Below are 23,276 nucleotides of genomic sequence, written 5' to 3' on the forward strand. Positions count from 1 at the left end.
GACGAGCCGGTCACATGGGCGCGAGGCCGGCGCGGCGCGCCAGGCGGTCGGCGGTTGCGACGAGGGCCACCACCAGCGCGACGACCCCGATGCCATGGAGCCCCGAGTTCTGCGACACGGGGCCCGCGACGCCGGTCAGCGCCCCTCCGAGCACCGCGACGACGAACGGCACGCCGATCACGCAGGCGGCGGCCATCAGCACCGGCAGCACGTAGCGCTCGAACGGCGACGCGCGCACCGGCTCCGGCATCAGCCGCGCGGTCATCAGGTCCGCGAAGTTGGAGGGCAGGGAGAATCCTTCATCCTCGCCCAAGGCGTCGAACACCACGCGATAGGCGGCCTCGTCCGCGTCCGCGACGGTGTGGGCGCTCCCCCGGTCCAGCGCGTCCTGGATCTCCTCATCCCGCTCCATCATCCCGTTCCCTCCGGTCCATAGCTGGCCACCAGCTTCTCCTTCAGCATCCTCCGCGCCCGGAACAGGTGGCTCTTCACCGTTCCTTCCGGCAGATCCATCACGGCCGCGATCTCGCCGACGGCCATCTCTTCCAGGTGATACAGCGTCACCACCGTACGGTACTGAACCGGCAGCTCGTCCACCCGCGCGCGGACGAAGGCGCGCAGCTGGGCGCCCTCGGCCTCGTCCAGCGGCGACGCGCGCGTGCCCGGCAACTGGTCGACGGCCGTTCCGCCCGTTTCGTCGGGGCGCAGGTCGTCGTACAGCGGAATGCGGCGCCGCTCCAGGTGGTTCAGGCTCAGCCGGTACGCGATGCGTGCGATCCAGGTGGACAGCGCCGACTCGTGGGCGAACTGGTCGAGCTTCTGGTACACGCGGATGAAGACGTCCTGGCACACCTCTTCGCGGTCGCGCGGGTCGCGGACGATGCGGAAGACGACGTGGCTCACCAGGCGCTGGTGCGTGTGCACCAGCTCCCGGAAGGCGTCGCGGTCGCCCGCGAGCACTCGTGCCACCATCTCCCGATCGCTCATTTCCCGTTGGACAAGGTCATCGCGGGTTCGGTTGCAGGGGGGGCCCTCCCCCGGCCCCTCCCCGCACAAACTGCGTGCGGAGAGGGGGAACTTCGGCGAGGTTCGATGGGCTGCCTCGCATGCCTTGGGAGCCCCCTTCCCCCGGCCCCCTTCCCCCGCTGCGCAGGGGAGGGGGAGAACTTCGGTCGCGCTTCCGCTGTCCCCGCCGCGGGTTCACTCACTCCTGCATCGACGTGCAACCGAACCGCGAGACCCCCTGTCCATCGTTGCAGGTGGACGAGGCACGTGCAACCGATCTCCGGGTCGGCCTGTCCATCCTGAATGAGGCGCCGATCCGGGGCCTCGCGCAACCCCGATGAATGCCCTTGGAGGTCACGATGTGGGAAAGTCCTGTGCTCGTTTTCATCAGCTTCTTCGCCTTCATCCTGGGCACCACCAAGGTGCTCTCCGACAACTGGACGAAGCGCAAGCTGATCGAGGCGCGGGTGTCGGAAGACATCATCCGCGCGCTGTTCCGCAAGGAATCCGATCCAGAGATGTTCGCCGCCCTCAAGTGGGGGATCGTGCTGGCGGCGCTGGGCCTGGGGCTGATCGTATCGCAGTACCTGCCCTCGCGGTTCGAGGAGCCGCTGGCCTGGGGCGTGGTGCTGGTGTTCGGCGGCGTGGGGCTGCTGGCCTACTACGCCACCGCCCGCGCCGTGCTGCGGCGCGAGGCTGTCACGAATCCCGAGCGGCACCGCGGAATTTCGGACGAGCGCATCTGAGCCCGTCCAAGCCACGACACAGGTCCCGACAGAGGCGACCTTTCAACCTGAGACATAGATGATGAACAAGACCATCGCCATCACCCTCGCCGCCCTCCTGGCGGCGAGCCCCGCGCGGGCCCAGCAGCAGCCCGCGCCCGCCGGTCCGTCCGGCGCACCCGCCCCGGTGCAGATCCCCGCGACGCCCGCCGGGACGGCCGCCCGCGCCTTCATGGACGCGGTGAACGCAGGCGATTCGGCGGCCCTGCACGCGTTCGTGGAGCGGCACGTGTCGCCGACGCTGGCCATGGGGTGGACCCCCGCCCGGTACGAGGCCATGTTCGCCCGGCTGGTGCGGCAGAGCGGTGGCGGGCTGCAGCCCGGGCGCCTGATGGACCAGGGCGACCCCAACTACCTGGGCGTGATCTTCCAGACCCGCTCCGGCGGGCGCGTGGGAGTGGAGTTCGTCGCCGACCCCGCCGACCCCGCACGGATGAAGCTGATCGAACTGCACCCGATGCCGCCACGCGGCGCGCGTCCGGAGTTTCCGCAGGGCAAGGTGGACGAGGCTACCGTCGCCGCGGCAGTCGCCCGCCACGTGGTCGCGGCGGCGGAGGCGGACCGGTTCAGCGGGGTGGTGCTGCTGGCCCGGGGCGGGCGCATCGTCCATCACCAGGCGTACGGGATGGCGGACCGTGATGCCGGCCGGGCGAACACGCTCGACACCCGCATCGGCACGGGCTCGGTGCCCAAGATGATCACCGGCGTTGCGGTCGCCCAGCTGGTGGAGCAGGGCAGGCTCAAGTTCACCGACACGCTGGGCGCCGTGCTCCCCGACTACCCCAACGAGGATGCGCGGCGGCACGTGACCATCCACCACCTGCTGACCCACACGGCCGGCGTCGGCGACCCGTTCCTGTCGCCCGGCTACGTGCGGGGCACCCGGTACGCCACCCCGCGGGAGTGGATGGCGCTCTTCGCAAACGAGCCGCTGGCGTTTCGCCCCGGCGAGCGGATGCAGTACAGCAACGGCGGATACGCGGTGCTGGCAGCCGTGGTGGAGCGGGTGAGCGGGCAGCCGTTCGGGGAGTACGTGCGCGACCACGTGTTTCGCCCGGCGGGGATGGCCGTCGCGGATTTGGATGCGTATCGGCGGCTGCCGTGGGCCCGCGGCTACTCGCGCCCGCCGGAGACGGACCCCATGGGGCTGGAGCCGCGCCGGAGCAACGAGTGGATGGTGGGCAGCCAGGGTCCGTCGACGGACCTGAACGGCTTCGGCGGCATCGCCCTGACGGCGGAAGACCTGTTCCTGTTCACCCGCGCTCTGCGCGAGCACCGGCTGCTGGGCGCGGAGATGACGCGGACGGCGCTGGAAGGAAAGGTGGACGTGGGTCCCGGCGCCCCGGTGAAGTACGCGTACGGCTTCTACGTGGCTGCGTTCCCCGACTCGCACCCTGAGATCGGCCACAGCGGCGGCGGCAGCGCCTCCGGCATCGGCGCCGACGTGGAGATGGTGGGCGACTGGACGCTGGTGGTGCTGAGCAACTACGACCTGGAGCAGGACCTGCGCCCCATGGCCGGGCCGGTGCTGGGGTTCCTGGCCCGCCAGTAGACGTCGCGAGCGCTAACAGCAATCGACCCTCCCCGGCGCCGGGGAGGGTCGCCGCGTTTGTAGTGCACCCAGGGCGGGCCACACCCTTCCACTCACACGAAGGCAAGCCAGTCCGCGCAGGCGGACTTCGTGTGGTCGTTGCAGCGAATTCATTCGCCCGTGCAGACCTGAGGCGGCTCCACAACCAGGGCCCCGAGTCCCGAGTTCCGACTCCGGAGTCCCAGGGTTCCCTGCCGCTGCCGCGCCCAGCCTTAGAAGTGCCTCAGGCTAGATCCTTCGGCCCGCGACGGGTGTGCTACGGGTCGGTTCGGTGCGCCTGGGCCTCAGGATGACAGGTTTGCGGCGGTGGGTTCGGATTCTCCCCTCTCCGCACAGCAGTACCGTGCGGGGAGGGGACAGGGGAGGGGCCTACTCCAGCCCGTACACCGCCCGCAGTTTGCCGCGCAGGTTGGCCAGCAGCGGCGCGGGGCTCAGCGGGCGGCCGGTGGCGCGCTGGCAGAGCTCGGGCGCGGTGTAGCGCCGGCCGTGTGCGTGCACGTTCGTCTTCAGCCAGGCCAGCAGATCGCCGAACTCGCCCGCCCGGAGCTGGGCGTCGAGGTCCGGGATGGCCTCGCCAATGGCTTCCCACAGCTGCGCCGCGTACAGGTTGCCCAGCGCGTAGGTGGGAAAGTAGCCCACGGCACCCATCGACCAGTGGATGTCCTGCATGGCGCCTCGCGCGTCGTCGGGCACCGTCAGCCCCAGGTCGCTCCGGATGCGCTCGTTCCAGGCGCCGGGGAGGTCGCGCACGGCCAAGTCGCCCTTGAGCATGGCGCGCTCCAGGTCGAAGCGCAGCATGATGTGAAGGTTGTACGTGGCCTCGTCGCTCTCGATGCGGATCAGGTTGGGCTCGACCACGTTCAGCCCGCGGAACACCGTCTCCGCGTCCAGCGCCGAGATGGCCTCGCTCCCCGCCTGCGCCTGCAGGCGGGGCAGGGCCCACTCCCAGAAGGGCCGGCCGCGCCCCACCAGGTTTTCCCACATCCGGGACTGGCTTTCGTGAATGCCCATGCTGGCGGCCTCGGCCAGGGGCTGACCGAATCGCTCGGCCTTGGGCAGGTTTTGCTCGTACAGCCCGTGCCCCACCTCGTGCATGCTGGAGTGCAGCGCGCTCAGGAACTGCGCCTCGTCGTAGCGCGTGGTCAGGCGCGTGTCGCCGGGGCCGGCGCCCTCGCAGAACGGGTGGGTGGACACGTCCAGCCGCCCGGCGCTGAAGTCGAACCCCATCCGCTCCACGACGCTTCGATTGAACGCCTCCTGCCGTTCGACGGAGAGCGGGATGTTCATCCACGACGTGTCGGGACGGTTGCCGCTCTCCCCCAACTCGCGGATCAGCGGCACCAGCCCCGCCCGCAGCTCACCGAACACGCGGTCCAGTTCGGCGGCGCGCATTCCGGGCTCGTAGTTGTCGAGCAAGGCGTCGTACAGCTCTCCGCCCTCGGGCACACCCACGTGCTCGGCCGTCCGCTGGTTCAGCACCATCAGCTTTTCCAGCCAGGGGGCGAACGCCGCGAAGTCGTGCCGCTCCCGCGCGTCGCGCCAGGTGTGCATCGCCAGCGTGGTGGTCTCGGCCATCTCGCGGACGAGCGCCATCGGCAGGCGGGTCGCGTGCTGGTAGTCGCGATCCAGGTTGAGGACGTTGGCCGCCGCGTCCGGGTCGGCCATCAGCTCGGCGTCCGCCAAGCAGCGGGCGATCAGCTCGCCCAGCTCGGGGCGGGTGCGCCGCTCGTGCACCAGCGACGACAGGAGCGACGCCTGCTCCCCGCGCAGGGCCGCGGCGGCGGGAGGCATCATCACCTCCTGGTCCCATCCCAGCGTGGCGGAAACGGAGCCCAGCGTGGCGATGTCGCGCATCTCGCGCAGCAGCTGGTCGTACGGCGTCTGGCCCTGGGCCTCGGGCGCGGAGGCCGTCTGGAGCGTATCGGTCATCGGGTCGCGGTCGGTTCGGTTGATGGATGCGCGTCAGCCCGGTGTGTACCCCCTCTCCCACGCTGTTTGTGGGAGAGGGTGGCACGCGTGTCAGCGCGGCCGGGTGAGGGCCCCAAGGCAGCCGAGGCCTCGGCATCAGTGACCGCTGCCGCGCTCTGGCCATTACGTGCCCTCGGATAGATCCTTCGGCCCGCGACGGGTCTGCCGCGGCTCGGCCGGGCGCGCCTGGGCCTCAGGATGACAGAATGGGCGCGCGACAAATTCTGGCTCACACGAGAGCAGGCCAGTCCGCGCAGGCGGACTTCGTGTCCTTGTTGCAGCGACTTCAGTCGCCCGTGCCCGGTCAGGTGAGGGCCCCGTGCCAAGTGGGGTGAGGGCCCCTGGCGAGGCTCTGGTGAGGGTCCTTGGCCAGGCTCGGGTGAGGACCCTACACCTTAAGCTCGGGAGCGGCCTCGCCGACGGCGTCGGGGTAGCGGGCGAGGACGGGGGCGACCCACTCGTTCAGGAACTCGTCCACCTGGGCGGGCGCGCGGCCCACGTACAGCTCCGGGCGCAGGTCCTCTTCCAACTCCTCGCGCGAAACGCCGAACGCCGCATCCGCCGCGATCCGGTCCATCAGGTCGTTCGGGAGGCCGTGCTGCTTCACCTGGCGCCCCGCCTCGATGCTGTGCACGCGCACCCGCTCGTGCAGGTCCTGGCGGTCGCCGCCGCGCTTGGCGGCGCGCATCATCAGGTTTTCCGTGGCCATGAAGGGAAGTTCCTCCATTAGCCGCCGCCGGATCATCTCCGGATAGACGACCATCCCCGACGCCACGTTGTGCATCAGCAGCAGCACGGCGTCCACCGAGAGATACCCCTCCGGAACCGCGATGCGCTTGTTGGCCGAGTCGTCCAGGGTGCGCTCGAACCACTGGCTGGCGGCGGTGAACGCAGGGTCGATCACCAGCGCAATGGCGTGACGGGCCAGCGCGTTGATCCGTTCGCAGCGCATGGGATTGCGCTTGTACGGCATGGCCGACGAACCGATCTGCTGCTCCTCGAACGGCTCCTCCACCTCCTTCAGGTGCGAGAGCAGGCGCACGTCGTTGGCGAACTTCGACGCCGACTGCGCCACGCCCGAGAGCGTCGAAAGGCAGCCGTAGTCCACCTTGCGCGGATACGTCTGCCCGCCGACGCCGTACACCTGCTCGAAGCCCATCTTTTCGGCGATCAGCCGCGTCAGCCGTTCCGCCTTCTCCCCGTCTCCCTCGAACAGGTCCACGAAGCTGGCCTGCGTGCCCGTGGTCCCGCGCGAGCCGTGGAACCGGAGCGTCTGGATGCGGAACTCCACCTCTTCCAGGTCCAGCAGCAGGTCCTGGATCCACAGCGTCGCGCGCTTGCCGACCGTAGTGGGCTGCGCCGGCTGAAAGTGGGTGAACCCCAGCGTGGGCAGGTCGCGGTAGCGCCGCGCGAACCCGGAAAGGGCCGCGACGGTGGCGACGATGCGCCGGGCGACCAGCCTCAGCGCCTCGCGGTGCTGGATGAGGTCGGTGTTGTCGCCGACGTACGCGCTGGTGGCGCCCAGGTGGATGATGGCGCGTGCCTCGGGCGCCTGCTCGCCCAGGTGGTGCACGTGCGCCATCACGTCGTGGCGAAGCTGGCGCTCCAACTCGGCCGCGCGCTTCAGGTCGAAGTCGTCCAGGTGCGCGCGGATGGCCGCGACCGCCTCGTCCGGAATCGGCAGCCCCAGCTCGCGTTCGGCCTCGGCGAGCGCCAGCCACAGCCGCCGCCACGTGCCGAATTTGAACTTCGGCGAAAAGATGTACGACATCTCCGCCGAGGCGTATCGCTCGGTCAGCGGATTGGAATATCGGTCGATCGACATCGTCGTTTTCGGGATCAGGTCGGCTCGCGCCGTAGCTCCAGCAGGTCCCACAGGTTGCCGTACAGGTCCTGGAACACGGCCACGGTTCCGTAGCTTTCCTCGCGCGGCGGCTCGATGAAGCGCACGCCGCGCTCCGTGAACGCGCGGTGGTCGCACCAAAAGTCGTCCGTGTGCAGGAACCAGGCGACGCGCCCGCCGGTCTGGTCACCCACGCGAGCCTCCTGCTCGGGGGTGGCGGCGCGCGCGAGCAGCAGCCCGGCCCCGGTGGACCCCCGGGGACGCACGACCACCCAGCGCTTCCCCGCGCCGAGCGCGGTGTCCTCCACCAGCTCGAACCCGAGCACGGTGGTGAAGAACGCGATGGCCTCGTCGTAGTCGCGCACGACGAAGGTCGCCGCGCCGATCGTCTGCATCGACACGACGACCTACGGCACCAGCTGCGGCCCGCGCCTGCGCGGCGGCTTCGTCCCCGCGTCGGCCGGATAGGCGACGCCGGTCAGGAACAGCCCCTCGGGAGGCGCGGGGGACGATGTTTCCAGCCCCGGCTCGTTCGCCAGCAGCGCGTCCATCACCTCCGGCGGCCGCTGACCCAGGCCGATGTCCACCAGCGTCCCCGTCAGGTAGCGCACCATGTGGTGAAGGAAGCGGTTGGCGCTGATGTGAAACTCCAGCCCGATCCCCTCCCACGGCGCCCAGCGCGCCTCGGTGACGGTGCAGCGGTCGCCGCGCTCTTCCTGCCCCGCCTTGGCGAACGCTTTGAACGAGTGCTCGCCTACGATGCGCTCCGTCGCGCGTTCCATCGCCAGCAGGTCCACGGGGCGCACGAGGGGCCAGCACCAGGGCGAGCGGAAGGGCGAATCGGCCTCGGCGGCCAGGCCCACGCGGTAGACGTAGGACCGCGTGGTGGCGTCGTAGCGCGGATGGAAGTAGGGTGGCGCCTCGGCGGCGTCGGCGATCCACACGTCGTCGGGAACCAGCGCGTTCATGGCGCGGCGCAGCGCGGGCGCCGTCCAGCGTCCCGGCACGTCGGTGGCGGCCACCTGCCCGGTGGCGTGCACGCCGCGGTCGGTGCGCCCGGAGCCGATGACGGGGCAGGGGCCGTTGGTCAGCTTGGCCAGCACGACCTCCAGCTCGCCCTGCACCGTGCGCTGGTCGGGCTGCACCTGCCAGCCGTGAAAGGCGCGGCCGTCGTAGTGGATCGTAAGGCGGATTCGCCGCCGCTCGGGAATGTTCATCGCGGCGCCAAGCTAGGCCCCGCCGCGCCCGCGCGAAAGTGCGCCGATGGGCGCATCGATCGTGAAAACCGGCTCCCGATGCCATCGCGAGAGGCCGGCCACACCACACCCGACACCGCGCCGTCGGACATTGCGAGCAGAGGCATCCGCCAGACATGAGGAGAGACGCGCGGATGGTCGTCGGGAGCCAGGGACGCGTGGCATGTGGGGCGACCACTTCCGTCATGCGTGGTTCGAGTTTTAAGCGGCATCAGTTTCTGCGCACCACCACTGGGGCCCCTCCCCCGGCCCCTCCCCGCACGGTACTGCTGTGCGGAGAGGGGAGAACTTCGGACGGGGGTCAGCCGAGCTCGCTCACGCTGCGGGGTCCCCCTCTCCCGGCCTCTCCCCCGCAAACTGCGCGGGAGAGAGGAGCACTTCGATCGCGGCTCACGTACCTTCGCACTTTCGCACTCACGCACTCACGTACTCCCACACTTCCCGCCTCCCCGATTGACACCCGCACCCCGCCCCGGTAGCATTCCGAACTCCTTTCCGCGCACAACGATCCACCCTTTGTCCAACTCCGGCGCCATGCTGTTCCCCGTTCGGCTGCACGACGCGGTCGACACCGAAACCGTCCTGCGGCGCCTGCTCCCCGTCCTGGCGGGGCACAAGGGCGAGCGCCGCGTGGCGTACGCGGAGTACGACGCCTCGCGCGGCGTGCTCGTGCGGCGCTGGACGCTGGCGGATGGGGGCACCGTGGACGAGGCGGCGATCGAGATCGAGCCCGCGCGCCTGCACTCGCTGCTGATGGACGACGCTGGCGGCGACCGCCCGCTGCGCCCGGCGGACTCGGCGCCGGTGTGGGTGCTGCGCGACCTGATCCCGGGGCTGGACCCCGAGCGCGCGTGGATCCGCGTGCGCGCCATCGCCCACGACGGGGCGCTGATGGGCGTGCTCCTGGTCACCGAAACGCGCCGGTTCAGCTTCACCCGCAAGACGGATGACGGCTCCGTTCCCGCCGCGGGCGACGTGCTGGAAATGGCGCTCGCCCGCGCCCGGGCGCTGCGCGAATCGCCGGCGCTGCTCGACGGCGGCGCGCCCGTGGGCCTGGCGGATTCCGTCGTGGAGCGGCTCAAGGAAAGCGAGCGGGCCATCGCCGACGCGCGCGCCGAGGTGGAGCGCACCCGCGAACGGGTAGAGGCGCTGGAGCGCGCGGCGGGCGGCGCCACCGAGCTGCTGATGGACGCCCACGTGGAGCTGGACCGGCGCGCGGGCCGCCACCAGCGCCAGACGCGCGTCATCTTTTTGCTGCGCAAGCTGCTGGAGCAGAACGCCGCGGGGATGCAGCCCCGTGAGCTGGCCGGGGAGATCGTCCGCACCGTGGCCGAGGCGTTCGGCGGGGGGCGCTGCTCGCTGCTGCTGGTGCACGGCGCGGACGGCGAGCACGAGCTTCGGCTGGGCGCCGCGGTGGGGCTGCCCCCCGAGGTGGACGCCGACCTCGTGCGGATTCCGCTGGGCTCCGGCATTTCCGGACAGGTGGCGCACACGCGCACCCCGCTCGTCGTGCGCGACCCGCACGAGGGCGACGGGTCGGCGCTGATGCGCGACGACTGGTACACCACCGACGCCTTCGTGTCGCTGCCGCTGGTTTCGCGCGGGCGGCTGCTGGGCGTGCTGAACCTCACCAATTTTCGCTCCGGCACCGTCGACGACGCCGAACTGGAGCAGCTTCGGCTGGTTTCGCTGTGCGTCGCGCTTCTCGCCGACCACGCGGGCCTTTCGGAGCGGCTGTTCGACAACGCCGCCGCCTGACCCACCGTCCATGACTGCTGACGATCCCCGGGCCCTGCTCGACGCCGACCTCGCGGAGCTGGTCCGCCGCGCCACCGAGCGCCCCCTGACCGCGGAAGAGGCCGAGCGCGCCTTCAGCGAGGTGATGGAGGGGCGAGCCTCGCCCGTGCAGATGGCCGCGCTGCTGGTGGCCATCCGCGTGCGCGGCGCCACGCCCCAGGAGGTGGCGGGCGGCGTACGTGCCCTGCGCCGCGCCATGGTGCCGGTCGTTACCGCGCCCGAGGGGCTGGTGGACACCTGCGGCACTGGCGGGGGCGCGCTCACCACCTTCAACATCTCCACCGCCGCGGCGCTGCTGGCGGCCGGCGCGGGAGTGCGCGTGGCCAAGCACGGCAACCGCAGCTTCACCTCGCGCTGCGGCAGCGCCGACGTGCTGGAGGCGCTGGGCGTGCGGCTGGAGCTGGACCCCGAGCGTGAGGCGCGCGTGCTGGAGGAGTGCGGAATCGTGTTCATGTTCGCGCCCCTTCACCACCCGGCCATGCGCCACGTGGGCCCCATCCGCCGCGAGTTGGCCATGCCGACCGTGATGAACGTGCTGGGCCCCGTGACCAACCCTGCCGGCGCGCGGCGGCAAGTGGTGGGGGTGAGCGACCCCGCGCTGCTGGAATTGATCGCGGGCGCCCTGCTGGAGCTGGGGCACGAACGGGCGCTGGTGGTGCATGGCCAGCCCGGGATGGACGAGCTGAGCCCGCTGGGGACCACGGAGATCCTGGAGGTGGATGGGGGGAAGATTACCCGCCGCACCTTCGACCCGGTGGAAGAGCTGGACTGGCCCCGGTTCGACGCGATGGGGCTTGAGGGCGGGGAGCGCGAAGACAACGCGCGGAAGATCGAGGGGGTGCTGCGGGGCGAGATCGGGGGCTCGGCGCGCGCGGCCGCGGTGCTGAACGCGGGCGCCGCCATCTACTGCGCGGGAATGGCCGAGTCGCTCGTGGCCGGCGTCGCCCTGGCGGACGAATCGCTGGAGGCCGGGGCAGGGTACGCGAAGCTCGAGGCGCTGCGACGCGCTACGCGGTAGGCAGGCGGTAGGGAAACGGGGATTCGGGGCGTTTCGATGGAGGCCAGCGCATGCCGCGGCGGGCCCCTCCCCCGACCCCTCCCCCGGCAAACTGCGCCGGGAGAGGGGAGAATTCGCCCGCGCTTCGGCAGCCTTGGACGCGTGATGTTGAAGCCCCGAACGAGCGCGCGAGCGGCCCGTGTCGGGGCTTGACTACACCGACCACCGGGCGCGCCACACAGCCCGGTTCACACGAAAACAAGCCAATCCACGAAGGTGGATTTCGTGTATTTGTTGCAGCGAATTCATTCGCCCGTCCCACCGGCAGAGCGCGGAATTCCGCCTCTTTACCGCGAAAAGACCGCGCGCAGCTCGAAGGGGCCGGGGATGGGCGGCGGCGTCTTGTCGTCGAGCACCATCATCCGCTTGTCGTTCTTTCCCAGCTTTCCCACCACGAACAGCACCGAAGCCTCGGACTTCATGGCACTCCCTTTCACGTGGCGCCCGGCACGCGCCGGGCGAAGATCGGCCCGGACCCGCACCCGTGCCAGCCGCCCGAGGGCGGGGCCGGTGCAGGCCCGGCGAACGCGCCCGCCAGCCGGCCGGACGTCGTCCATGGTCACCTGATCAGTACTTGCGGATCACGCCCACCACGATCCCCTGGATCGCCACGGCGTCCGCGGGAAAGTACATGGGCTTCATGGTCTCGTTCGCCGGCTGCAGGCGAATGCGGTTGCCCGCCTCGCGGTAGAACTTCTTGACCGTCGCCGAGCCGCCCACCGTTCCGTCCGACACCAGCGCCACCACCATCTCGCCGTTCTCCGCCGTCTGGCGCGAGTTGACGATGATGTAGTCGCCGTCGCGGATCTGCTCCTCGATCATGGAGTCGCCCCGCACCCGCAGCACGTAGTTCTCGCCGCGGCGCACCATGTCGTGCGGTACGGTGACCGTCTCTTCCATGCCGTCGGGCACCGCCTCGATGGGCAGGCCCGCCGCCACCTCGCCCTTCAGCGGCAGCTCCAGCGCGGGGGCGTGGAGGTCGGCCCGGACGATCTCCAGCGAACGGCTCTTGTTGTAGTTCTTCCGGAGAAAGCCCTTTTGCTCCAGATTGGTGAGGTGCTCGTGCACCGTCGCCAGCGAGTTGTAGCCGAAGTGGTCCGCGATCTCCTCGTAGCTCGGCGAGTAGCCGTTCGATTCGACGAAGCTCTCGACGTAGTCGAGGATCTGCCGCTGCTTCTTGGTGAGCGCCATCCGCCTCTCCACTGGGTTCCGGGTGTGCCGTCCGAACAGGTACCGAAGCAATATGCCCGAACGCAAACCGAAGCGCAAGGTTCTGGTGAAACTTTGAGTGCAAGCATCCTGGATCGCATCGTAGAAACCAAGCGCGGCGAGGTGAAAGCCACCTCGCCGCGGCTTGCCGAATACCGCGACATTGCACGCCGGGCGCAGCCCCCGCGCGGGTTCGCGGCCGCGTTGAAGCACCCCGCCGAAGTGCGCCTGCTGGCCGAGGTCAAGCGGCGCTCCCCCTCGGCCGGCGACATTCGCCCCGGGGCGGATCCCGCGGAGATCGCCCGCTCGTACGCCGCCGGGGGCGCGGCGGCGCTCTCCGTTCTCACCGACCGCGACTATTTCGGGGGTGACCTGGAGGCCCTTCGCGCCGTCCATGCGGCGGTGGCGCTGCCCATCATCCGCAAGGACTTCGTGATCGACCCCGTGCAGGTGTGGGAGGCGCGCGCCGCCGGGGCCGACGCGGTGCTGCTGATCGCCCGCATCCTGGAGCAGCCGCTGCTGGAAGACCTGCACGCCCTGGTGCGCGAGCTGGGCATGGACGCGCTCGTGGAGGCGCACACGGCCGAGGAACTGGACCGGGCGCTGACGGCAGGGGCCACCCTGGTGGGGGTGAACAACCGCGACCTCGACACCTTTGCCACCCGCCTGGAATTGTCGTTGGAACTGGCGGCCCGAGTACCCGAATCCGTCACCTATGTCGCTGAAAGCGGGATACGCACGGCGGCGGACGTGGACCGGCTGGGCGCCGCCGGGGTGGACGCCATCCTGGTGGGCGAATCGCTGATGCGCCAGCCCGACGTGGCCGCCGCCGCCGCCGCGCTGGCCGGCCGCGCGAAGGCCGCCGGGGCGCGCCCCGCATGACCTGGCCGCCCGCCGTGAAGGTGTGCGGCCTGATGCGGCCAGAAGATGCTGCAGTTGCCTCCACGGTGGGGGCAGCGTACCTGGGGGTGATCCTTGCGCCTGGCGGAAAAAGAACCGTGACGGCGGGGCGCGCAAACGTTATACTTGGCGGCATACCGGCCAAGCGCGTGGGCGTGTTCGTGGACGCGGGCGAGAACGAGCTTCTCGCGAACGCCCGGGAGGCCGGCCTGCACGTCCTTCAGCTGCACGGCGACGAGCCGCCCGAACTGGCGGACCGAATGCGCACCGCGGGGTACGAAGTGTGGAAGGCGGTCCGCGCGCGCGGGGCGGACGACTTTTCCCGGGCGGTGCGGCGGTACGCGGGCGCCGTGGACGCGCTGCTGCTGGACGGGTACAGCCCGGCGGCACACGGCGGCACGGGCACCCGCTTTCCCTGGGCCGAGGTGGCGGAGCGCCTGGGCGAGCTTCCGCCCGGGATGCGGCTGGTGGCCGCGGGCGGGCTGACGCCGCACAATGTGGCCGAGGCCGCGACGATCCTTCGTCCCCACGTGGTGGACGTGAGCTCCGGGGTGGAAGTTTCGCCGGGGGTCAAGGATCCGGACGCGGTGCGGGCCTTCGTCGAGCAGGTGCAATCTCTTTCCTTCAAGCAGGTGCGTTGATGGCGTTCGAGGCAGGTGCGGCGGGTGCCGCGTGGGCGGACGGGATGTCCGGGCGGTTCGGCGACTTCGGCGGGCGGTTCGTGCCCGAAACCCTGGTCACCGCGCTCGACGAGCTGATCGGCGTGTACGGCGACGCCGCCGCCGACCCGGCGTTCTGGGACGAGCTGGGGGCCCTGTGGCGCGACTTCGTGGGCCGGCCTACGCCGCTGTACCGGGCCGACCGGCTGGGCGAGGCAGCGGGGGGCGTGCGGGTGTACCTGAAGCGCGAAGACCTGAACCACACCGGCGCGCACAAGATCAACAACTCGCTGGGGCAGGTGCTGCTGGCGCGGCGGATGGGCAAGTCGCGCATCATCGCCGAGACGGGCGCGGGGCAGCACGGCGTGGCCACCGCCACGGCGTGCGCGCTGTTCGGGATGGAGTGCATCGTCTACATGGGCGAGGAAGACGTCCGGCGGCAGGCGCTGAACGTGTACCGCATGAACCTGCTGGGCGCCGAGGTGCGCCCCGTGTCCAGCGGCACGCGCACCCTCAAGGACGCCACGAACGAGGCCATCCGCCACTGGGTCACCCACGTCCGCGACACGCACTACATCATCGGCTCGGTGGTGGGCCCCGATCCGTACCCCCGCATGGTCAGGGACTTCCAGTCCGTCATCGGGCGCGAGTCGCGGGCGCAGTTCCTGGAGGTGGAGGGGCGCCTCCCCGCCGCGGTGGTCGCCTGCGTGGGCGGCGGCTCCAACGCCATCGGCATGTTCCACCCGTTCGTGGGCGACGAGGGGGTGGAGCTGGTGGGGGTGGAGGCCGCGGGCGACGGGGTGGATACGCCCCGCCACGCCGCCACGCTGACCGCCGGCAAGCCGGGGGTGCTGCACGGCTGCCTGAGCTACCTGCTGCAGGACGAGGCGGGGCAGGTGGCGGCGGCGCACTCCATCTCGGCCGGGCTGGACTACCCCGGCGTGGGGCCGGAGCACTCGTACCTCAAGGACGCCGGCCGCGCGCGGTACACCTCCATCACCGACGCCGAGGCGCTGGACGCCTTCGGGCGGCTGGCGCGGCTGGAGGGGATCATCCCCGCGCTGGAGTCGGCGCACGCCATCGCCTACGTGCTGCGCGACGGCGCCCGCTGGAAGGACGCCGGCCCCGTGGTGGTGTGTCTTTCCGGCCGTGGCGACAAGGACGTGGCCCAGGTCGCCGACATGACCGGCGCCCGCTGACCCGGCCGCGCCCCGCCGTACCATCCTCATCTCCGCTCCATGACCGACACCCTGCTCCATCCCGCCCCGTACGCCGCCGCCCCGCACGGGGACGGCGACGCCGCGGTGCGCGCGGATGTTCAGGAAGTGGTGCGCGGCTTCGCCAAGGCGCTGCGCACGCACCTGCTGTACGAGGGCCAGTCGCCCTCGCTGGATCGTTTCGTCGAGTCGCTGCGCGAGCGGATGGGCGGGCTGTGGAACCGGCTTCCGTTCCTGCGCGTGCAGATCGAGGAGCGCGAGATCCTGTGGGAGGGGGCCGCCGCCTACACGGGCGAGGAGCGCGACAACCTGGCCTTCCTGCTGTACCGCGACGGCATCCGCGAGCTGAGTTTTCAGCCGGGGTTCGAGGGCGACGACCTGGACCGCTTCGTGTCGCTGCTGGCCCGGGCCCACCGGCTGCGCGCCGACGAGGAAGACCTGCTCACGCTGCTGTGGGACCACGACTGGGAGTGCCTGCGCTACCGGTACGTGGAGCCGGCGGCCGAGGGGGTGAAGACGCCCGAGGCTTCCGGCCAGACCGCCTCGCGCGCGCCGCGTTCGCCGCGCGAGGACCCTGAGCCCTCCAGGAGCGTTTCGACCGAGGACTTCCAGGAGGCGCTGTACTTCCTGGACGAGGGCGAGATGCGCCGCCTGGAGGCGGAGCTGCATCGCGAGATGGGGCGCGACCTGTGGATCGACGTCCTGAACGCCCTCTTCGACCGGCTGGACGACGGGACGCCGGAGCGCCAGAAGCAGGTGATCGGCATCTGCGGCGACATCCTTCCCACGCTGCTGGGGGCGGCGCGGCTGGGCACGGCGGCGTACATGCTGGCCGAGCTGGTGAAGACCGCCACCGCGGGACGCTTCGGCCCGGCGGTGCTGCGGGCGATGCGGGGCCTGTTCTCGCAGCTGGCCCAGGCGGAAACGGTGGGGGAGCTGGCGCGCATCGTGGAGCAGGAGGGCGAGGCGCTGGACCGCGAGCAGCTGTCCGCGCTGCTGGCGTTCTTTCCCCCCGAGGCGCTGGGCCCCTTGCTGAAGGCGGGCGAGTGCAGCGCGACGCTCGGGTCGCGCGCGGCGCTGCTGGCCGCGGCCGAGCGGCTGGCGTCCGTCACCCCCGCCGCGCTGCGCCCCCTGGCGGCCGACCCGGACCCCGACGTGGCCGCGGGGGCCGCGCGGCTGATCGGGCGGCTGAAGGTGGTGGAGGGCGGGCCCGACCTAGCCGGGCTGCTGGCCCATGCACACGCCCGCGTGCGGCTGGCCGCGGTCGAGGCACTGCAGGAGCTTCGCTCGCCCACGGGGAGCGGCGCGCTGGAAACGGTGCTGGAAGACGCCGACCGCGACGTGCGGGTGGCCGCCGCCCGGGCCCTGGCGGCGCTGCGCTGGGCCCCCGCCCGGGCACGGCTGGAGCAGGTGCTGGACTCGCGGCGGCTGCGCGAATCGGAGCTGACGGAGCGCATCGCCTTCTTCGAGGCGTACGGAGCGCTCGCCGGGGCCGAGTCGGTGGCGCTGCTGGACCGCGTCCTCAACGGCAAGAGCTGGCTGGGCCGGCGCGAGACGGGAGAGATGAGGGCCTGCGCCGCGCTGGGGCTGGGCCGCGTCCGGCACCCGGCCTCCGAAAAGGCGCTGGCCGCCGCCGCTGCGGACGCCGACCCCGTGGTCCGCAGTGCCGTGGGCCGCGCCCTTCGCGCGATCAAGCAGCCATGACGGAGCAGACCCTTTCCGCCGCGCCGCGCGCCTTTCCGGGCGGCGGCGCCTCCCCCGACGAGCGCGGGCTTCAGCGCCGCGGCCGCGACCTCCTGTTCGCCATCGCCGCCGCGCTGCGCTCGCTCCAGCTGTACCCGCTGGAGAACCAGGCGGTGGTCAACTCGCTGGGCGAGCTGGAATCCATCACCCTGGAACTGCTGGGGGTGGAGGAGCACATCACCCTGCGCTTCGTGGGCGACTTCTTCTTCGTCAACGACCTGCGGCTGCGCATCGACCTTCACAGCTACGCCACCTATGGCGCGGTGGGGCGGGCGCTGGCGGGGCACGGCATCGGCGAGGTGGAGGTGGCCGCCGGCGTCACCGCGCCCGAGTGGACGGCGTTCCTGGCCGTGGTGAACACCGCGCCCGGGGGCGACGACCCCTTCGGCGCGTTCCTGGAGCGGCTGGAGCGCACCTCGGTCGTTCACCTGTCGGTGGCGCCCGACCGCGAAAGCGAGCCGGACCCGCGCGACGACGAGGCGCGGCGCATGGCCAAGCGCGCCTACGCGCAGACGGTGGCCGTAGCCCGCGAGGTGATGACGGGGCTGCGGATGGGGCGCGGGGTGAGCCTTCGCCCCGTGAAGCGCGCCGTGCAGTCCATCGTGGACCAGGTGCTGAGCAACGAGGCCAGCATCATGGGCCTCACCAGCCTGCGCGACTACGACGAGTACACCTTCACCCACTCGGTGAACGTGTGCATCTTTTCCGTCGCGCTGGGCAAGAAGCTGGGCTTCCACAAGAGCCAGCTGTACGAGCTGGGGCTGGGCGCGCTCCTCCACGACGTGGGCAAGGTGCGCATGCCGGTGGACCTGATCAACAAGGCCGGGCCGCTGACCGAAGCCGAGTTCGGCGTGCTCAAGGAGCACCCGGCCGAGGGGCTGCTGCAGCTGTTCGACATGCGCGGCCTGGCCGAGCTCCCCCTGCGCGCCATGCTGATGGCGTACGAGCACCACATGAAGGTGGACCAGACCGGCTACCCGCGCTCCATCCGCCCGCGCAACCCCACGGTGTTCAGCCGCATCGTGGCCATCGCCGACGGCTTCGACGCGGCCACCACCAAGCGCAGCTACCAGGCCCAGCCGTGGCCGCCGGAAAAGGTGCTGCAGGAGATGCGCGACAACCCGGAGCGAGGCTTCGACCCGCTGCTGGTCAAGGCGTTCATCAGCATGACGGGCATCTACCCCGTGGGCAGCGCCGTCATCCTCGACTCCTTCGAGCTGGCGCTGGTCACGGCCCGCAATCCCCGGCCCGAGGCGCTTCACCAGCCCATCGTGCAGGTGGTGTTCGACGGGTTCGGGGTGCGGGTGGATCCGCCCCTCACGTACGACCTTTCCGAGCTGGACCCCGCGACGGGCAAGCCGCTGCGCACCATCATCAAGACCACCGACCCGGAGCGGTACGGAATCCATGCCGGCGACTTCTTCGTCTGATCGTTCGCTTTCCCGCGCGTTTTCCGCCGCCCGCGCGGAGGGACGCGCCGCCCTGATCCCCTACGTCACCGCCGGACACCCGCGGAAGCACGACACCGCCGCCATCCTGGACGGCCTGGCCGACGCCGGCGCCGACATCATCGAGCTGGGCGTGCCGTTCAGCGACCCGCTGGCCGACGGGCCCACCATCCAGCGCTCGTCGTTCGAGGCCATCGAGCAGGGGGTGGGGCTCCCCTGGGTGGTGGAGACGCTGGCCGCCTTCCGCGCCCGCCGCGACACGCCGGTGGTGCTGTTCACCTACCTGAACCCCGTGCTGAACCACGGGGTCGACCGCTTTCTGGCCGACGCGGCGGCGGCGGGTGCGCAGGGGGTGCTGCTGACGGACCTGCCCGTGGGCGCCGACGCCGGCATCGAGTCGCGCTTCGCCGCGTCGCCGCTGGACCTGGTGCGCCTCCTGGCGCCGACGACCACCCCGGCGCGTGCCCGGGAGATCGCCGCCGCCGCGCGCGGCTTCCTGTACTACGTGTCGCGCACCGGGGTCACCGGCGCGCGGCAGGAGCTGCAGGCCGGGCTGGCCCGCGAGGTAGAAGAGGTGAGGGCGCTCACGCCGGTGCCCGTGGCCGTCGGCTTCGGCATCAGCACCCCCGAGCAGGCGGCCACCGTGGCGCGCGTGGCCGACGGGGTGGTGGTGGGGAGCGCGCTGGTGGAAACACTGCGGACGGGCGGGGTGGACGAGGGCGTCGCCTTCGTCCGCGCGCTGCGCAAGGCGGTCGAGGGAGCGCGCGCCGCGTGAACGCTCCCGCGCAGGCCGCCCCCCGCGCGGGGCGCGTGCTCGCGGCGTACGCCCGCGTGCTCCTGTGGCTGGGCGCCGCCGCCGCGCTGGCGGCTGCCGTCGCCGTGGCCCGGGGCTCCGGGTCCGCGCCGCTGTGGGCGGCGCTGGCCGGGCTGGTGGCCGTGGCGGCGCTGCGCCAGGGCGCGGTGCCGCTTTCCAAGTTCGCCTACGTCACCATGACCGTGGTGCCGGTCGGCGCGCTGACGCTGCTGGGGCAGCCGGCCGCGGCCGTGGTGGCCGCCTGGGCCGGCACGGCCGCGGGCGACCTGGCGCGGCGGAAGCTGTGGTTTCCCGCGGGCGTCAACGCCGGGCGCGAGGCACTGGCGGCGGCGGCCGGGGCCGGCGTGTACGCCCTGGCGTCGCGCTCCGCGGGGCTTCCCGCGCCCGCCCCGGGCGAGGGCCTCGTCCCCGCGCTCTCCATCGAGGGCCTTCCCGCGCTGCTGGCCTACTTCCTGGGCTATTTCTTCGCCTCGCGCGGCCTGTTCTACTTTTCGCTCCTCTTCCGGGGCAAGCTCACCACCTCCGAGCGCAACGTCCTGCTGCGCTACGAGATCGTGTCGGCGGTGCTGGGGGTGATCGGCACGCTGGGGGTTGCTGCGGCGTTCGCGGTGTCGCGGTCGTGGGGCACCTTCGCCATGATCGTGTTCGTGGCCTTCGCCGGTCTGCTGGCCCGCATGCTGGTGGCCGAGGCCATCTCGTCGGAGGAGCTGCGCAAGGTGGCGGCGATGGAGGCCGTCATCACCGCCGGAATGCCGCTGACTGAGTCGATGGCGCGCATCGAGGAGATGGCGGGGCGGCTGATCGAGTGGAGCTGGCTTCACGTCTATGCGGTGCGCGGCGGCGACCTGGTGCTGGTGCACCCGCTGGCCACGGACCCCGAGGGGCTCGACGAGCTGCATCCCGTGCGGCTGGAGGTATTCCGATCGGGCGAGCCGTTCATTTCGGCCGACACGGCACGCGAGGGACGGGTGCCCGCTTCGGTGCCGGTGCGCTCCCTGGTCATCCACCCGCTGTCGTACGGCCGCAATGCGTTGGGGCTGCTGGAGGTGGGGCACCACCGCCCCGACGTGTACGGCATCGCCGAGCTGCGCCTGATCGAGCGGTTCTCGCGGCAGCTGGCCCTGGCGCTTCAGCTGGATGGGCTGGTGCGGCCGATGACGGAAAGCGCGCGGGAGATGGACGGCGCCCTCCGCACGCTGGGCGGGCGGCTTTCCAGCTTGCGCGAAAGCGGCCAGGCCGTGGCCGCCACCGCCGCCGACATCCGCCAGCGGATCGCCGACCAGGGGCGGCGCACGGCGTACGGGTTGGGATTGACGGAAGAGCTGGCCCGCTCCGCCGACGCCATGTCGGGCGACGCGGGCGAGACGGCCGGCGCCAGCCGCGACACCCGCCGCCTTGCCTCGGAGAACCGCGGGGCGATCGTCGAGGCCATCGGGCGGCTGGTGACGCTTCGCGACTTCGTCGACGAGGAGGGACGCGAGCTGGCGGCGCTGGCGGGGACGTCGGCGCAGATCGCGACCATCGTGGAAACCATTCGCGCCATCGCCGAGCAGACCAACCTGCTGGCGCTGAACGCGGCCATCGAGGCGGCGCGCGCGGGCGAGCACGGACGCGGCTTCGCGGTGGTGGCCGACGAGGTGAGGAAGCTGGCGGACGACACCGAGCGCGCGGCGGTGCAGGCGCGCGACATGGTGGATGGGGTGCGCGGGCAGATGGGGTCGGCGCTGGAGCGCATGGAGCAGGGCTCGGCGCGGCTGGCGGGGGTGGGCGACCTGTCGCGGGCGGCGCTGGAGTCGGTGGACCGCATCGTGGCCGCCGCCGAGGCCGCCGAGGGGCTGACCACGCGCATGGCCGGCCGGGCCGACGAGCAGCGGCAGCGGGTGGCGGGGCTGCGCGACGAGTTCGCCGCCGTCGCCAGCATCGCCGACGCCAACGGGGAGGGCGCCACCGTGGTCGCCGAAGCGGCGCGCCTGCAGGCGCAGACGCTGGAAGAGATCGAGCGCGCCACCAGGTCGCTCGGCGAGGTTTCCGAGCGCCTCACCGGCTACATCGCGCGTCTGCAGGAAGTTACCTGATCGGACGTACCTGCGTGGTGGTGGTTCCGCTCCATTCGTCGGCAGTCCGGCCTTCCTTGATCTTGTCGATCATGATCGCCCAGGACGCGCGCACGTTGTCAGGAAGAACCAGTTCGGGAAACCGGCGGATCAGGGTTTCCGGGGGGATGAGCTTCCACACCGTTTTGCTATCGCCTTCCTGCAGCACGCGAGCGATCACGGACGGGTTCTCGGGGTCGATCTCCACGTCTTTCTGGAGATCCCAGAACAGCCCCGGGAAATCCCCGTATCGATAGGCAGGTCCGCTCGGCTCGGGCTTCATCTTCGGTCGGACGATGTACAGGTGGGTGTAGCCCTCGCCGGGGAGCTCGGCGAGGGCTTGCTGCATGTGCGCATGATGCAGTTCCACCACGTCATCGGCCACGCGGCGCTCGCGCGATGCCTGCTGGGCGACGCACAGGTCCAGCGGCGCGTCGAAGGCGATGGCCACCACCGGGCGTGCGTGCTTGGCGGCCATCTCACGCAGCCGCTCTCGGCTCCACGGCGCCAGGTTCGTGGCGTCGGCGACGGCCCTGCGGCCGTGGGCCAGGCGGCCGTACACGAGGGCGTCGAACACGGCGAACGCCGCACGGCTCGCGGCCTGGCTGCCTTCGTCGTCCGACACCATCCGGCGGCATTCGTCCGACGACACGATCTCGTTCGCCGGGAAGCGCGTGCGGGCAAAGGTGCTCTTCCCGCAGCCGGACGGGCCGACGAGGATCACCAGCGCGTCATCGGCGATCTCCATCTCCGGCACGGGATGCTCGGTCGTCCGCAGGGCTGGAGGCGGATCCGGTGCGGCCGGGTTCCTCTCGGCAACATCCGCTTCCAGGCGCATTCAGGGGCACCGCGGGCTGTAGTAGCGCTTGAGCCAGGCGCTCAGGCCGTCCAGGCCGGGGAGCAGCACCCGTTCGGTGACGTTGGCCTGGTCAAGCTTGTCGCGCACCTCCCACTTCAGCTCGGCCGGGATCACGATCTTCCGGAACACGTCCGGGTGCTTCTCCAGCCAGTCCTCCAGCTTCGCCTCGGGGCTCGACATCAACGCGAAGACGGCGTACTGGTTGACGATCCGCTCGTCCAGCGAGGGCGGCTCGAAGAACACCACGAAGTCCTCGTCGGCAAGCGAATCGAACTCCTCCAGCGTTTGCGCGCGGCGCTGGAGCATTTCCACGGTGAACACGTCGGCCTCTTCGGCCTCCATCTCGTCGCGGAGGGTCTTGGGGAGCAGCGCGTGCGCCGCCCCGAAATTCAACGCCCAGATCACCCCGTCGGCGCCGAACTGGTCCAGCCGCGCCGTGGCGAAGTGCATGGCCACCTGGGGCGAAAAGGTCCAGTCCATCAGGCGGGTGGGGAGTCCGTGGTGCTGCCCCAGCGCCATCCAGTTCCAGATGGAGTCGGCCTCGTGCCCCTTCCGCGGCGCGTACTTGCGAAAGTTGCGCAGCAGGTGCTGCTCCATCCGCGCGAAGTCGCCCCCCAGCCGGCACAGGCTGGTGGTGAGCGCGTAGTCCGCCTGCGACACGCCGCGGAACACGTAAGACGAGCGGATGCGCCCGATCTGCTCGTTGTAGGCGTTCTGGTACAGCTGCTCGTTCAGCTCGGTCCAGTCCGAAACCCGGATTTCCGACATCCTCACGCCCTCCTTGGGACCCCGTCCGTTCTCCTCCCCCACCCACACCCGGCAACAAGCGTACGCACGGGCCAGCAACGCGCAAACAGTGTCGTCCGTGGCGTGAAAAGAACAAACTGGACACGTGCCCCGAACGGATTAGTATGCACGTCACTCGGACGCGGCGACGCGTTGACGTTGCGTGACATATGCCATACATTCAGGGCGGGTACGGGATGGGTTTCGGGGACGCTCGGGCCGGGCTGGCAGCGGCGATTGGAGACG

Annotated in this window: 21 protein-coding genes; 11 read left to right on the forward strand and 10 right to left on the reverse strand. The window is 71.2% G+C overall.

Going from position 1 to position 23,276, the window contains the following annotated elements:
• Nucleotides 1-10: 10 nt before the first annotated feature.
• A complete protein-coding gene (locus VF632_RS25965; protein WP_331025859.1) occupies nt 11-415 on the reverse strand; it encodes a hypothetical protein in 405 nt (134 codons plus the stop codon).
• Nucleotides 412-987 (reverse strand): RNA polymerase sigma factor, encoded by a 576-nt coding sequence (locus VF632_RS25970; RefSeq protein WP_331025860.1) that lies wholly within the window; start codon nt 985-987, stop codon nt 412-414. Before VF632_RS25970 ends, VF632_RS25965 begins: the two co-directional genes overlap by 4 nt.
• Before the next feature lie 377 nt (nt 988-1,364).
• Between VF632_RS25970 and VF632_RS25975 the strand changes: the two genes are divergently transcribed.
• Both VF632_RS25975 and VF632_RS25980 read left to right on the forward strand, forming a co-directional pair.
• Nucleotides 1,365-1,751: a DUF6249 domain-containing protein gene (locus VF632_RS25975; protein ID WP_331025861.1), complete on the forward strand. Its 387-nt coding sequence runs from the start codon at nt 1,365-1,367 to the stop codon at nt 1,749-1,751.
• Nucleotides 1,752-1,809: 58 nt separating this feature from the next.
• Nucleotides 1,810-3,342 carry a serine hydrolase domain-containing protein gene (locus tag VF632_RS25980; RefSeq protein WP_331025862.1) on the forward strand — a complete coding sequence of 511 codons (1,533 nt, stop codon included), beginning with the start codon at nt 1,810-1,812 and terminating at the stop codon, nt 3,340-3,342.
• 408 nt (nt 3,343-3,750) lie between these two features.
• Here the strand turns inward: VF632_RS25980 and VF632_RS25985 are convergent, their stop codons facing one another.
• From VF632_RS25985 to truA, 4 genes are all read right to left on the reverse strand, one after another.
• Complete coding sequence (locus VF632_RS25985) at nt 3,751-5,310, reverse strand: carboxypeptidase M32 (RefSeq protein WP_331025863.1); 1,560 nt, start codon at nt 5,308-5,310, stop codon at nt 3,751-3,753.
• A 427-nt stretch (nt 5,311-5,737) separates the two neighbouring features.
• The gene (purB, locus tag VF632_RS25990) at nt 5,738-7,174 is read right to left on the reverse strand and encodes an adenylosuccinate lyase (protein ID WP_331025864.1); all 1,437 of its coding nucleotides are present in this window, start codon (nt 7,172-7,174) and stop codon (nt 5,738-5,740) included.
• A 14-nt stretch (nt 7,175-7,188) separates the two neighbouring features.
• Nucleotides 7,189-7,587, reverse strand: a complete 399-nt coding sequence (locus VF632_RS25995) for a VOC family protein (protein ID WP_331025865.1) — start codon at nt 7,585-7,587, stop codon at nt 7,189-7,191.
• A 12-nt stretch (nt 7,588-7,599) separates the two neighbouring features.
• Entirely contained in the window at nt 7,600-8,409 is an 810-nt protein-coding gene (gene truA, locus VF632_RS26000; RefSeq protein ID WP_331025866.1) for a tRNA pseudouridine(38-40) synthase TruA, read from the reverse strand.
• Nucleotides 8,410-8,982: 573 nt separating this feature from the next.
• Here truA and VF632_RS26005 point away from each other — a divergent pair.
• Nucleotides 8,983-10,206: a GAF domain-containing protein gene (locus tag VF632_RS26005; protein WP_331025867.1), complete on the forward strand. Its 1,224-nt coding sequence runs from the start codon at nt 8,983-8,985 to the stop codon at nt 10,204-10,206.
• A gap of 10 nt (nt 10,207-10,216) precedes the next feature.
• Entirely contained in the window at nt 10,217-11,263 is a 1,047-nt protein-coding gene (gene trpD / locus VF632_RS26010; RefSeq protein WP_331025868.1) for an anthranilate phosphoribosyltransferase, read from the forward strand.
• Nucleotides 11,264-11,589: 326 nt separating this feature from the next.
• Here trpD and VF632_RS26015 read toward each other — a convergent pair whose 3' ends face one another.
• Together VF632_RS26015 and lexA are read right to left on the reverse strand one after the other, a co-directional pair.
• Nucleotides 11,590-11,859, reverse strand: a complete 270-nt coding sequence (locus tag VF632_RS26015) for a hypothetical protein (RefSeq protein ID WP_331025869.1) — start codon at nt 11,857-11,859, stop codon at nt 11,590-11,592.
• Between the two features lie 10 nt (nt 11,860-11,869).
• Nucleotides 11,870-12,493, reverse strand: coding sequence for a transcriptional repressor LexA (gene lexA / locus VF632_RS26020; RefSeq protein ID WP_331025870.1), 624 nt, complete (start codon nt 12,491-12,493; stop codon nt 11,870-11,872).
• Between the two features lie 93 nt (nt 12,494-12,586).
• Here lexA and trpC point away from each other — a divergent pair, with 93 nt between their 5' ends.
• Genes trpC through VF632_RS26055 form a run of 7 tightly spaced genes read left to right on the forward strand, consistent with a single transcriptional unit; the run spans nt 12,587 to nt 21,367 of the window.
• Nucleotides 12,587-13,393 (forward strand): indole-3-glycerol phosphate synthase TrpC, encoded by an 807-nt coding sequence (gene trpC, locus VF632_RS26025; protein WP_331025871.1) that lies wholly within the window; start codon nt 12,587-12,589, stop codon nt 13,391-13,393.
• The gene (locus tag VF632_RS26030; protein ID WP_331025872.1) at nt 13,390-14,052 is read left to right on the forward strand and encodes a phosphoribosylanthranilate isomerase; all 663 of its coding nucleotides are present in this window, start codon (nt 13,390-13,392) and stop codon (nt 14,050-14,052) included. Before trpC ends, VF632_RS26030 begins: the two co-directional genes overlap by 4 nt.
• On the forward strand, nt 14,052-15,269 hold the full coding sequence (trpB, locus tag VF632_RS26035; protein WP_331025873.1) for a tryptophan synthase subunit beta: 1,218 nt from the start codon (nt 14,052-14,054) through the stop codon (nt 15,267-15,269). Before VF632_RS26030 ends, trpB begins: the two co-directional genes overlap by 1 nt.
• A gap of 39 nt (nt 15,270-15,308) precedes the next feature.
• Nucleotides 15,309-16,991 (forward strand): HEAT repeat domain-containing protein, encoded by a 1,683-nt coding sequence (locus VF632_RS26040; protein ID WP_331025874.1) that lies wholly within the window; start codon nt 15,309-15,311, stop codon nt 16,989-16,991.
• Nucleotides 16,988-18,460, forward strand: coding sequence for an HD-GYP domain-containing protein (locus tag VF632_RS26045; protein ID WP_331025875.1), 1,473 nt, complete (start codon nt 16,988-16,990; stop codon nt 18,458-18,460). The genes VF632_RS26040 and VF632_RS26045 overlap by 4 nt, the downstream gene beginning before the upstream one ends.
• Nucleotides 18,438-19,253, forward strand: a complete 816-nt coding sequence (gene trpA / locus VF632_RS26050) for a tryptophan synthase subunit alpha (protein WP_331025876.1) — start codon at nt 18,438-18,440, stop codon at nt 19,251-19,253. Before VF632_RS26045 ends, trpA begins: the two co-directional genes overlap by 23 nt.
• Entirely contained in the window at nt 19,250-21,367 is a 2,118-nt protein-coding gene (locus VF632_RS26055) for a methyl-accepting chemotaxis protein (RefSeq protein WP_331025877.1), read from the forward strand. The genes trpA and VF632_RS26055 overlap by 4 nt, the downstream gene beginning before the upstream one ends.
• Here the strand turns inward: VF632_RS26055 and VF632_RS26060 are convergent.
• The gene (locus tag VF632_RS26060; protein ID WP_331025878.1) at nt 21,360-22,223 is read right to left on the reverse strand and encodes an AAA family ATPase; all 864 of its coding nucleotides are present in this window, start codon (nt 22,221-22,223) and stop codon (nt 21,360-21,362) included. The genes VF632_RS26055 and VF632_RS26060 overlap by 8 nt on opposite strands.
• Entirely contained in the window at nt 22,224-23,012 is a 789-nt protein-coding gene (locus tag VF632_RS26065; RefSeq protein ID WP_331025879.1) for an FRG domain-containing protein, read from the reverse strand.
• Nucleotides 23,013-23,276 lie beyond the last annotated feature (264 nt).

Source organism: Longimicrobium sp. (assembly GCF_036388275.1).
GTDB lineage: Bacteria > Gemmatimonadota > Gemmatimonadetes > Longimicrobiales > Longimicrobiaceae > Longimicrobium.